The sequence below is a fragment of the Haladaptatus sp. W1 genome, from assembly GCF_001723155.1.
Taxonomy (GTDB): domain Archaea; phylum Halobacteriota; class Halobacteria; order Halobacteriales; family Haladaptataceae; genus Haladaptatus; species Haladaptatus paucihalophilus.
The window spans coordinates 1-11,476 of the sequence record NZ_MEIH01000116.1 but is presented as its reverse complement, the minus strand read 5'-3'; the positions used below and the strand labels follow the sequence as shown (position 1 = coordinate 11,476).

Here is an 11,476-nt window from a genome sequence, read left to right as displayed (position 1 = left end):
CCACGGCATGAGCTACACCGAGTTCGAGTACGGCAACCTCGAAGTCCGCCCGCCGAAGCTTCCGCAAAAGGCGGCGGCGGACGAGGTAACCGTCTCCGTCTCGGTGCACAACACGGGCGATAGGGCGGGCGAAACCGTCGTCCCGGTCTACGGCACCCGCGAGCACGGCGAGGTGCTCTACCCACAGCAGGTCGTCGTCGGCTTCGAGCGCGTCTCCCTCGACGCGGGCGAGACGACTCGCGTCGATATTCGTTCGACGGTGCTCCGCTCGCCACCGTCCTTGGCGACGTGTTCTCCCGCGGCGAACTGGTCGTCGATACGGGCAAGTATCAGCTTTCGGTCGGCGACATGACCGAAACGCTGACCGTCGTCTGAGCGCCGCGATTCGGCGTTCGTTTTCGTCCGCCCGCGGCACGCGCGGTTCGGTGTCGGTCTCTGTTTCCGGTCGACCGAGAGAAATGACTGGTCGTTGGTATCTGTGGTCTGTACGAAGCAGCCGCTTGCGAGTTTGTTTTCGAAAGGAAAGCGGAACACGCGGGGCGAAAAGACCCCGCGTACCGCTTGCCGCCCTGAATTGGTCCCCGCTGACGCTTCGGCCCTCCAAAGCGAAGCGTCAACTGCAACAATACGGCGTAATGACTTAAAGGTAACGATTTCGATAACTGCCGTCAACCGGATGGAAAAAAGTTAGATGTACTCCTCTTCCAGCGTCCACCCCAACGCCCGCTTGTAATGCGTGAACATCTCTCGGATTCCTTGGTGGTTCATATCGTCGCTTTCGAGCTGTTCTTTGAGGAACTCGTACTGCTCGCGGATCTCTTCTTCGTCGCGCATATCGCGTCGTTTCGTGGTTCTGTCGGTTATGCGTGTCGGCGCGAGAGCGGTCGTCGGTCGAAACGTCGCCGCCCGATTTCGTCGCGCTATTTTCTGTCGAGTCGGGACAGGCCGTGCCAGATGGCATCGACCATCCGCTCCTCGCCGTCCCCGTCGGTGTCGTCCCACCCTCGGGCGAGCGCGTCCTCCAGCACGGGAATCGAGTGATTCTCGAAGTTGTTCATGCCCCGGAAGTCTTCGAGGGCGTCGCGTTCGTCGTCGTCGAACGTCCCCGAGGGGGTGCCGTCGAAAAAGCCGAGGTCGGCGAGGGTTTCGGACACCTGTTCCGCCGTGCCGTCGCTCAAATCTCGCGTTTCGTCGGGTTCCTCGCGCTCCAGCAGGGTCACGTCGTAGATTTTGAACACGCGCTCCAGTTCGTCGATGGGCGTCTCGTGGTCGTCCACGCGCACGTCCACCCAACGGTCGTTGCGTCCCTCGTACCCGCCTTGGGGTTTGGCGATGTACAGCGCGGCGCTCTGCTCGCCGCGTTTGTCGCCACCGGCGTCGTTGCCCGCGTGGAGCGCGGCGATGAGCCGTTCGGGGAGGCCGCCCTCGGTTTCCTCGAAGGCGTCCGCCATCGCTTCGAGCGTCTCGGGGTTTTCGAGGATGTTTCCCTGGACGGTGTAGTGCTCGCCTTGGATGTCGCCCGCGTAGTCGAAACAGTCCGCGCCCGTGAACGCCGCGATGGTTTCACCCTCCTCCCCCGCGTCGTCGATACCCTGGTCTCGCATGGCAACCGGCGATTTCACGACGCCGAGTTGCCGCGACTCGAACTCCGGGTCCGCGCCGGTGAGTTCCATCACGACCTCCTTCGCGGACTTCCCCCGTCGGAGGAGGTCGTGTCCGTCCGGGCCGTACGCGACGTTGGCGAAGCTTTGGGTGGCGACGGCACCCGCGTCCGCGCTGACGAACGGGACGACGCTCCCGACGCTGACGAACTTCGATTGGACGGCGACGCCGACGGCGTCCTGTTCCGGGTCGCGTGCGACGATGGAGAACGTGGATGGTCGCGGCGCTGATTGTCGTGACATACGCGGGACGAAGCAGTCCATCCCGAAAAGCGTTCACCACCCGGTAACTCAGCTCTCCACTTCGTCCTCCGCGGGAGGGTTCGTCCTTCCGTCGCCGGTATCGCTCTCCTTTCGCGCCGTGAGTGGTTGCCGGGAGACGAGTTCGCAGTCGAAGTCGGGATGTTCGGTGAGGTGATGAACGAGTATGTGCCGTCGTCCGCCGGTCAGTCCCCGTTCGCCCACCGTCTCGGCCGTGAACGTCCCCGGAAGTCGCTCGTACAGGTCCACCAGCGCGTCGAACCGTTCGAACACCTTTCGGTGCCCGGCGGAGTCGGCACCGCGACGCGAGACGACGTAGCTCCCGTCGTCGCGGTGCTCCCCGGCCGTGCGGAAGAACTCGCGGCGTTCGGTCAGCGCCTGACCGAGCGCCTCGCGTAACTGGTCGCCCTCGCGTCTGGAGAGGTCGTGTTTCTCTCCGAAAACGGTCAGCGACACGCCGTCGTCCGTGCTCTCGGCAGAGACTATCGTCTCTCCGGAAACGTGCGACTCGTTCGACCTGTCCGAACACTCCGCAGAATCAGCAGTACGTGCGGCCGAGAATTTCTCGACCAGCCGCGACGGGGCGACTTACTCTATCCTCCGAGTGAGTTTCACTCGACATGGTGATTGCACGTAGTTCGCCGCCGCTGATAAATCCACAGGGTGGCGAAGTCGGTGGAAGCCGAAGTCAGTGGGAGCGGTGGGTCGCGCGTGAGAGTTTTCACCCCGGAAGCGCAATCGGTGGACATGAAAGTCCGCGGAACCCGCGAGTGTAAAAACTGCGGGACCCAGTGGTCGTACTACGAGACGGGGAGCGTCGCCTGTCCGAACTGCGAGAGCATGCAGAGCGTCGGATTGGACGAAAACAGGATGCAACACACCGACAGTCCGGCGACCCTCGAACTGGCCGAGATACGCGACGCGCTGGACCGGGAACCGGCGCGCGAGGTCGCAAACAGGGCGGCCGACGAGGCGGGCGAGTACGTCAGAAAGCGCGGATTTATCAGCGGCGGCGAACTCCTCCCGCTCGACGACACCTACCTCGCGGCGAACGAGCTCCGACAAGCCGGACAACTGTTCAGCCGGTCGATGCGGATGACCGACGACGAGGAGATATACTTCTTCTCGCTCCTCCGCGGTGCCGACGAGGGCGAACGCCCGGACGCCCGCGACCTCCCGGAGTCGATTTACGAGGTACGAGGGCTGGCGGACGCGGAATCGCTCAAAGAATACCACGGTGAGATGGGCGAGTGGGCGAGAGAACACGACGTGGACCGCGAGGGACGGAACACGCTCGAAACCCTCGGCGAACACGTCCGTCGCGCACAGGCGCTCGAAGGCGGAGTCGATATCGACACCGCCGAGGCGCTCGTCTCGGCGACGCGCGACTTGGCACGGTATTTCGACGAGGACGATATGGACGCCCTCGCAAGCAGTCGGGACACGCTGTCTCGATTGGCGTAGTCGGGCCGGGACGGTCGGTGCCTAGGGAAGGTCGACTTCGACGTTCTCCTGTTCCCCGGCGGCTTTCACCGTGTTGTAGAGCAACATCGCACGCGTCATCGGGCCGACGCCGCCCGGAACGGGCGTTATCGCGCTCGCTTTCTCCTTCGCGCTGTCGAAGTCCACGTCGCCGACGAGTTCGTAGCCCTTCTCGTTGTCCGCATCCACGCGGTTGACGCCAACGTCGATGACGGTCACGCCGTCGGAGAGCATCGACCCGTCGATGAGTTCCGGGACGCCGCAGGCCGCGACGACGACATCCGCATCACGGGTCTTCGCGGCGAGGTCGTCGGTGCGCGAGTGACACACCGTAACCGTCGCGTTGCCGCCCTCCGCCTTCTGGATGAAGAGGTTCGCCAGCGGTTTGCCGACGATGTTCGACCGGCCGACGATGACGACGTCCTTGCCCTCCGGGTCGACGTCGGCCGATTCGAGGAGCTTCTGGACGCCGTGGGGTGTGCAGGGTTTGAAGCGCGGGTGGCCCGCCACGAGCATGCCGACGTTCTCCGGGTGGAAGCCGTCCGCGTCCTTTTTCGGGTCGATGGCGCGGAGGACCTGCTGTGAATCAACGTGGTCGGGAACGGGCATCTGGACGAGGATGCCGTGTACCTCGGGGTCCTCGTTCAGGTCGTCGATGGTGTCGTACAGTTCCTCGGCCGGTGCTTCGGGGTCGATTTCGATGTGAATCCCGTTGATGCCGACCTCCTCGCAGTCGCGCTGTTTCATCGAGACGTACGTCTCGCTCGCGGGGTCGTCGCTCATGAGGACCGTCGCCAATCCCGGCGTCACGCCCTCGTCCTTGAGCGTCTGGATGCTCTCGCCGAGGTCCGTTCGAATGCCCTCCGCCACCGCGCGTCCGTCGATGATGTCCGTCATTGTCGAAGAATGCGACTCGAAGCCCCTTCAACATTCGGATTCGTGCGTATTTCTGGGATTTAAAATCCGAATATATGCACGATTGTGTCTATTGGTGTCAGATGAACTCCAATTCTTCGCTGTCCATTTCGACAGGAACCGAACACGAATATGTTTTGTCGCGGTATTTCGCGGTTACGTCGATTTTCTTCGGCGTGAGTTCTTTCAACCGGTCGAACGAAACCGACGGTTCCGTAACGGTGCCGTCGGTGTTCCGCCATCGTTGGTGGTATATTTTCACGGCCGTCGTAGCGCCGTCATCGGTAGAACCGATTCCGATAGCGACTCCGGAAATTTTCCCATTCACTCGATTTTCCAATTCCTCCCAGACGGCATCCTTCGCGGCCTCGGCAGCCCGAAATTCGACCCATCTTTCGACTGGCATCGTGCCGTACTCTAGTGTTTCATCGCCGGCTCGAACACGCGGAAAGCGAACTAGGTCATCACGTTCGACGTACTCGACGCTCTCGTCATCCACATGTATCGTCACCCGGAGAACGTCTGAATCGTCGGTCATCGGTATGTCACCGACTCGACTGAATCCTATCGACTTGCTCGCGCGGGTGGAACTGGTTCGCCGATTCGGTCTGGATTCGAATCCACCCCGGGTAGATGGCGACGGTCACGTCGGCGAGGGAGGTCCCGTCGGTGAACACGATGTCGGCACTTTTGAAGCCTGCAAGTTGTTCCGGCATGGTCGAACCTCACGGCGTGCCGAATTAGATGTGTCGCTCGGGAAAAAGAAACGGCCGAGAGCCGCGAATCGTCTTTCGGGAGTCGCGTTACTCGTAGAGCGGGTTCTCGTCGCAAAGCGCCTGCACTTCTTCGGCGACTTCCGCTTTCACGTCATCGTCGTCTATATGATTGATTGTGCGCGCGATGAGGTCGCCGACGCGTTCGATGTCGTCGGCGTCGAAGCCGCGGGTCGTCAGCGCGGGCGTCCCGGCGCGGATGCCGCTGGCGACGAAGGGCGAGCGCGTCTCGCCCGGAACCGTGTTGGCGTTGAGGACGATGCCGACGTCTTCGAGCGCTTCCTCGGCGTCCTTCCCGGTCACGTCCTCGTGGGATTCGCGCAGGTCCACGAGCACGAGGTGGGTATCCGTGCCGCCGGAGACGAGGCCGAAGCCGTGGTCCTGGAACGTCTCGGCCAGTACCTTCGCGTTCTCGACGGTCTGGGCGGCGTACTCCTCGAACTCGGGGTCGAGCGCTTCCTTGAATCCCACCGCCTTGCCCGCGATGTTGTGCATGAGCGGACCGCCCTGCATGCCGGGGATGACCGCCGAATCGACGGCATCCGCGTACTCCTCGTCGCACATGATGATGCCGCCGCGACCAGAGCGGATGGTCTTGTGCGTCGACCCGGTGACGAAATCGGCCACGCCGACCGGGGACGGGTGTTCGCCCGCCGCCACGAGACCGGTGATGTGGGCGATGTCCGCGAGGTGGTACGCGTCCGCCGCGTCCGCGGCATCCTGAATCCGCTCCCATTCGACCTGCCGCGGGTACGCGGAGTAGCCGGAGACGATGATGTCGGGTTCGAACTCGACCGCGTGTTCGTATATCTCGTCGTAGTCGAGGTAGCCCGTTTCCGGGTCCACTTTGTACTGTTCGACCTCGTAGAGCTTTCCGGCGAAGTTCACCTTGTGACCGTGGCTCAGGTGCCCCCCGTGGGTCAGGTCGAGCGAGAGGATTTTGTCGCCGGGTTCGAGGACGGCGAGGTAGACGCCCATGTTCGCTTGCGACCCGCTGTGTGGTTGGACGTTGACGTGCTCCGCCCCCCAGAGTTCCTTCGCACGCTCGATGGCGAGGCTCTCGACCGTATCGATGTGCTCACAGCCACCGTAGTACCGCTCGCCGGGGTAGCCTTCCGCGTACTTGTTCGTCAGGGTACTCCCCTGTGCTTCGAGCACCGCCTCGCTGACGAAGTTTTCGCTAGCGATCATCTCTAATGTGTCGCGTTCGCGCTCGACTTCCGCTTCGAGGGCGTCTGCGACGTCCGGGTCGACCGCCCGGATGTGGTCGTACTCCATGTGAAACACCCGGACACGACGGAGTATAAGTGTACCTTTCGCACGGTACGGATACATCCCCGACAGAAATATAAACTAACAGTGAGATAACGATTCTATTACCGGTATGATCGAATGGGAGGAGACGGAAACAGGGGTTCGTGCGTTCGACCGGACGAAAACTGGCGTTACCATCGGTGCGCCCGATTGGGAATCTGGTGGCGGAGCGAAAGCCATCGACCGCCCGATAGACGAATCCGTTTCCGGTCGTGCGTCCCGACTTTCCTTTCCTCCGAGTTTGGTAAACATCACGGACGTCAAGACAGGGAAGCAGTACAAACACGGTAACGACATCGAATCCCTCGATCTTTGCACGGGTGAGTACCTCGCAAATATCCACGGGAACGTCAAGACGTATCTCCGATTTTCTGGCTCAGCAAGAGTCTACAAAACTGACGATTTTGAGACGTTAATCATCGATTTCCACGAGCGGATTCCGATTACGCTCGGCTTTCGGAGCCATCACGAAGTTCCCGTCGATACGATAACCGTCCCGCCGACCGTCGAGGGGGTAGCGACCGCGATTTCGTACGCCGCTTCGTCGCACAAGACGACCGGCCCGGACAGGTCGTATCCGACCCTCCGCGGACATCCGCCGCGGTTCGAAGTCGGCGAGGAGTTACACATCCCGGACCCTGTGCGCGAGGAGAGAAAGGACAGTGGAATCGAGATGCGGATTCCCGACGACTTGGCGACGGCGTTCGTCACCGCACCGCTCGCCTACTATTTGCAAGCGGACGTTCACGTCGAGGAGCGCGATGCACCGATGCTCTCGGTGCCGGAAGCCAACTTCACGTATCACTTCAGTTCGCTTCCGTCGTATCAAACCGAGGTCGCGGATATGCTTCGACGGGTATTCTTTTTGGATTGTCTCGTTCGGAATGCCGGGCCGCACAGTTGGGACCTCGCGGAGTTATCCCTGTTGGACGAACTCGACATCGACGCGGCGGCGACCTACGAGGCCACCCCGGGTGAGCAGTTCGTCGAGTACGACCTCCTCGATTTCGCGCGAATCGACGACGACCTCCCCGAGTGGCATCTGGCGATGTACGTCGAACCCTCGGTGGAGAACATCTCGGCGCTCCCGTACCTGGTCGCCAATTTGAGCGCCGTCTACCTCCCGAAATCGACCCCGTTGGAGCGCGACGAACTACTCGACGCCTCCCTCGGTGACTTCTACCGCGATGGGCAACGAGCACCGGAAGTGGCTGCCGCCGGTGGTTCGTATCGAGCGTCGGAGACCGTTTCCTCGGTCGAACGGGTCAAACCGGAGTTACAACAGGGACAGGTTCACGGTTGGTTGGCGAACGGCGTCCCCATCGACGTGTTCAAGACCGACGTGACCGCCTACGAAAATCGCTTCAAGTACTTCGACCGGTCGAACGGCGACATCGACGTGACGCTGATACTGAACGACGAGATGATGGGAGACGAACACGAGGACGTGGCGGAAATATACATGGAGCGGTCCGAGGAGTTGCCTATCGACGTAACGGTCCGTGAACACCTTTCGCGCGCCGAACTCGCCGAGACGCTCGAACGTCCGTGCGATTTCGTCCATTACATCGGTCACTGTGAGGAGTCGGGACTGCGCTGTACGGACGGTAATCTCCCGGTTTCGAGCATCGGGGAGAGTAACGTCCAGACCTTCTTTCTGAACGCCTGTGGCTCCTACCACGAGGGAATGGAGTTGGTCAGAAAAGGGAGCGTCGCGGGTGCGGTGACGTTCAACAAGGTACTGAATAAACAGGCGGGAAAAGTCGGTGTTTCCTTTGCACGGCTGTTGATTAACGGATTCAGCATTCAGCGAGCACTTCAAATCGCTCGTCGACGAATCATGATGAACAAGGATTATGCCGTCGTCGGCGATGGGACACACCAGTTGACGCAGTGTGCTAGCTTCTTCCCAGTGGTTGGAAAGTTAACGCGACTGGACGAAGACAGATTCCATTTGTCGTGTGATTTGATGACCGAGCGGTTGCCCGGTGGCTACTTCCAACCTTACTTAAAGAGCAGCAATACGGGATATCTAGCCGGGAACGACGCAGTATTCTCGCTCGATTCCGATGAACTCAAATCCTACCTTCATCACGCAGAAATACCGGTTGTGTTTGACGGTGAGCTGTACTGGTCGGCCGAATTAGTATCGCTTCTCGATTAGGGACCTGCGCTGCCCGCACCGCTTATTAACGGTGAAAAGATTCCTCCGGAATAGACAGTCGTTACGAACATGAGGCCGAATGCTGCGCTGATCGTCCGTGGATGTTCCGTAAGCCACTGGTGGATTTTATCCCGCATGTCGCATGTTGATACTTCACATTCTTACTTCATTCTTTCGGACTGTTCACGCAATATGGAATTGGTAATTAGGACTTACTCGACGGAATTATACCGTTATCGTCGTTCGGCAATGCTTGACAAACGGAAAAGAGGCCGATATTGTGCGTTCTGGACACTCTCGCGGCGAAGCTCAGAAATTCACGTTCACTGAAGAGATTTCGGACTTCAGGGTGGTATTATACAAAATAGCCGGTTATAATTACGACGTTGACTAATTGTTCATACTACATAACCTATGATTTCCGTTGATTTCGAACGTTAAAATTAAATAGATGAATCTCGTCCGTACCACTATGGAAACAAAATCGAACCTCTTGAACCAAAGCGTCCACGAGATCCTTCAGACGGTGATCGATCAAGGTCCTGACGTCATGCTCGTCGTGAATCCATCCGCGAGCGCGATTGAAGACCTTATCGATGCCGCGACGGAGTACAAAGGCGACCTCCCCGAGATGCGCATGCTCGCGGACGAAGGTATCCTCAAAGACGTCATGGAAGACTTCATCATCGCCAGCAACGCCGCCGACCTCATCGACGAGGGCGCGCTCACGCTGCGCACGACGGAGGATTCTTCCGGCAACTCGCTCCTCGTCACCGAGGACGTCGTCATCGCACTCGTCACCGCGGGCGACCGCGTTGGTGGCCTGACCTCCGACGACGACGAGTTCGTGGATGCCGCCTACGGCACGTACACGGACTTCTGGGACGATGCGAGCGACTTCTCGCTCCGTACGCCCCCGATTACGCGCGTCCGCGAGACGCTCGGCGAAGAGATCAGCCCCGAGGCGGAAGACGACTTCAACAGCGTCCTCTCCTCGCTCGAAACCGCTCGCGGTGACGGCGACGGTCTCGACGAAGTGACCATCAGCCTCCTCGTCGCGGCCAAAAACGAGGCGCTGCTCTACGACATCAGCAAGTGGGGCGAGGACGTCGGCATCGCAAGCAAAGCGACGTTCTCCCGCACGAAGACCAAGCTCGAAGACATGGGCCTCATCGGTACCGAGAAGGTCCCCATCGACGTCGGTCGTCCGCGTCTCCGCCTGAAGCTCGCCAACGACGACCTTCAGAACGCGGACACCGACCAGCTCGCTGGCGTCGCACAGAGCATCCTCAACTAAGCGCAGTTCGTCCCGTTTTTTCTCGTCTCCGAGCGGCGGCTATTCGCCGTACTTTTGCCATCCGCACGTCTCGTTCCGTGCATGAACACCGTGCTGGGCGTTGTCGGTCGAGGTCCCGGTGCCGATGCGGTCACGTCGGCGCTTTCGGACGTGGACGGAACCGTCACCGAACTCGACGTCGATTCCATCGGCGACGCCGATTTCGCCGTCGTTATCGACGAGGTGGGCGCATCCGTCTTCGAACGCGCGAACCGGGCGGAAATCCCGTGGATTGCGGTCGAACTCGGCGGCGTGGGTGGCCGACCGCGTTCCAATGTGGACGCCGCTGTTTCGGGATTTTCCCCGGAAACTGCCTGTTTCGATTGTTTGCGTGCGCGTGTCGCGGCCAACGCGGAGGAAGCTGACGGTACGGGAGGAGACACCCCCGAAACCGTCGAGTACGATGTCGTCACCGAACGGTTCGCCGGTGCGGTCGCCGGGAGGGAGGCGGCGACGCTCGCGGCGGGTGGCGAATCGGCGATACTCGGCGGCGTCACGGAACTCCCGCACGCGGAACGACGACTGCTTCCGGTTCCGAACTGCCCGACGTGTGGGGAACCGCGGGACCGAACGCTCGGCATCGAGTACGAGGAGCGGACGCTGGACGAGGCGGTTTCCCACGCCGAACTGGCGCTGGACGAGCGCCTCGGCGTCATCCGCTCGCTCGGCGAGGTGTCGTCGTTTCCCGTTCCGTACTATCTGGCGACCGTTACGGACACGAGCGGATTCAGCGACGCGAGCGCACCGGGACAGTCAGCGGGGGTCGCCGACGGTTGGGACGAGGCGCTGATGAAGGCGTTGGGCGAGGGAATGGAACGCTATTGTGCGGGTGTCTACCGCGAGGACGAGTTCGCGGTGGCGCGGCCGTCCGACCTCGGAAACGCGGTGTCGCCCGCCGAGTTTGTGCGGCCCGCCGGATGGCCCGACGCGAGCGACGACGAACTCGCGTGGGTGTCGGGGCGAAATCTGGCGACCGGCGAACTCGTTCACCTTCCGGCCGTGTTCGTCCACTTCCCGCCGCCGTCGGCGCGGTTCAAGCCCGCCATAACCACCGGCTTGGGGTTGGGTAACTCGACTGGCGAGGCGATTCTGTCCGGGTTGTACGAGGTCATCGAGCGCGACGCGACGATGCTCGCGTGGTACTCATCGTTCGAACCGCTGGGACTGCACGTCGAGGACGACGGGTTCGAGACGTTGGTAAAGCGAGCACGCGCGGAGGAGTTGGACGTAACTGCCCTGCTCGTCACGCAGGACATCGACGTTCCCGTGGTCGCCGTCGCCGTTCACCGGGACGGGGAGTGGCCGAAGTTCGCGGTGGGGTCGGGTGCGGATTTGGACCCGGACGCGGCGGTCCGCTCCGCGCTCGCGGAGGCGCTCCAGAACTGGACGGAACTGAAGTTGATGGGGAAAGAAGACGCCGCGGAGGCGGAGGGGTCCATCGCCCGGTACGCGTCGTTCCCCGAGTCGGCACGGACCTTCGTCGCGCCCGAGACGACGATTCCGAGTTCCAGCGTCGGTTCGCCGGTGTCGGACGGAGCGGCGGAGTTGGAAGCGGTCGTCTCGCGGGCGA

The 11,476-nt window shown here is 61.3% G+C and carries 12 protein-coding genes; 5 read left to right on the top strand and 7 right to left on the bottom strand.

Annotated features, from left to right (window positions below):
* Window positions 1–352, top strand: a 352-nt coding sequence (locus tag BG842_RS06505) for a fibronectin type III-like domain-contianing protein (protein WP_254662950.1), incomplete at its 5' end; no start/stop codon positions are given.
* 335 nt (window positions 353–687) lie between these two features.
* Here the strand turns inward: BG842_RS06505 and BG842_RS29625 are convergent.
* The 3 genes from BG842_RS29625 to BG842_RS06495 form a co-directional block, all read right to left on the bottom strand.
* Window positions 688–834, bottom strand: coding sequence for a hypothetical protein (locus BG842_RS29625; protein WP_171970517.1), 147 nt, complete (start codon window positions 832–834; stop codon window positions 688–690).
* Window positions 835–920: 86 nt separating this feature from the next.
* Window positions 921–1,904: a DUF1028 domain-containing protein gene (locus BG842_RS06500; protein WP_069450145.1), complete on the bottom strand. Its 984-nt coding sequence runs from the start codon at window positions 1,902–1,904 to the stop codon at window positions 921–923.
* Window positions 1,905–1,952: 48 nt separating this feature from the next.
* Window positions 1,953–2,378: a hypothetical protein gene (locus BG842_RS06495; RefSeq protein WP_069450144.1), complete on the bottom strand. Its 426-nt coding sequence runs from the start codon at window positions 2,376–2,378 to the stop codon at window positions 1,953–1,955.
* Between the two features lie 291 nt (window positions 2,379–2,669).
* On the opposite strand from BG842_RS06495, the gene BG842_RS06490 reads away from it, so the two are divergent.
* Window positions 2,670–3,386 carry a hypothetical protein gene (locus BG842_RS06490; protein ID WP_069450148.1) on the top strand — a complete coding sequence of 239 codons (717 nt, stop codon included), beginning with the start codon at window positions 2,670–2,672 and terminating at the stop codon, window positions 3,384–3,386.
* 21 nt (window positions 3,387–3,407) lie between these two features.
* On the opposite strand, the gene BG842_RS06485 is transcribed toward BG842_RS06490, so the two are convergent.
* The 4 genes from BG842_RS06485 to glyA form a co-directional block, all read right to left on the bottom strand.
* A complete protein-coding gene (locus tag BG842_RS06485) occupies window positions 3,408–4,301 on the bottom strand; it encodes a bifunctional methylenetetrahydrofolate dehydrogenase/methenyltetrahydrofolate cyclohydrolase (RefSeq protein WP_069450143.1) in 894 nt (297 codons plus the stop codon).
* Window positions 4,302–4,398: 97 nt separating this feature from the next.
* Window positions 4,399–4,857, bottom strand: a complete 459-nt coding sequence (locus BG842_RS06480; RefSeq protein WP_069450142.1) for a hypothetical protein — start codon at window positions 4,855–4,857, stop codon at window positions 4,399–4,401.
* Window positions 4,858–4,864: 7 nt separating this feature from the next.
* Window positions 4,865–5,035: a hypothetical protein gene (locus tag BG842_RS29620; protein ID WP_175424088.1), complete on the bottom strand. Its 171-nt coding sequence runs from the start codon at window positions 5,033–5,035 to the stop codon at window positions 4,865–4,867.
* Between the two features lie 87 nt (window positions 5,036–5,122).
* Window positions 5,123–6,370 (bottom strand): serine hydroxymethyltransferase, encoded by a 1,248-nt coding sequence (glyA, locus tag BG842_RS06475; RefSeq protein WP_069450141.1) that lies wholly within the window; start codon window positions 6,368–6,370, stop codon window positions 5,123–5,125.
* Between the two features lie 106 nt (window positions 6,371–6,476).
* Between glyA and BG842_RS06470 the strand changes: the two genes are divergently transcribed.
* From BG842_RS06470 to BG842_RS06460, 3 genes are all read left to right on the top strand, one after another.
* Entirely contained in the window at window positions 6,477–8,570 is a 2,094-nt protein-coding gene (locus BG842_RS06470) for a hypothetical protein (protein ID WP_069450140.1), read from the top strand.
* 472 nt (window positions 8,571–9,042) lie between these two features.
* The gene (gene tbsP, locus BG842_RS06465) at window positions 9,043–9,867 is read left to right on the top strand and encodes a transcriptional regulator TbsP (RefSeq protein WP_069450147.1); all 825 of its coding nucleotides are present in this window, start codon (window positions 9,043–9,045) and stop codon (window positions 9,865–9,867) included.
* Between the two features lie 81 nt (window positions 9,868–9,948).
* A partial coding sequence (locus BG842_RS06460; protein WP_069450139.1) for a YcaO-like family protein occupies window positions 9,949–11,476 on the top strand: 1,528 nt, incomplete at its 3' end.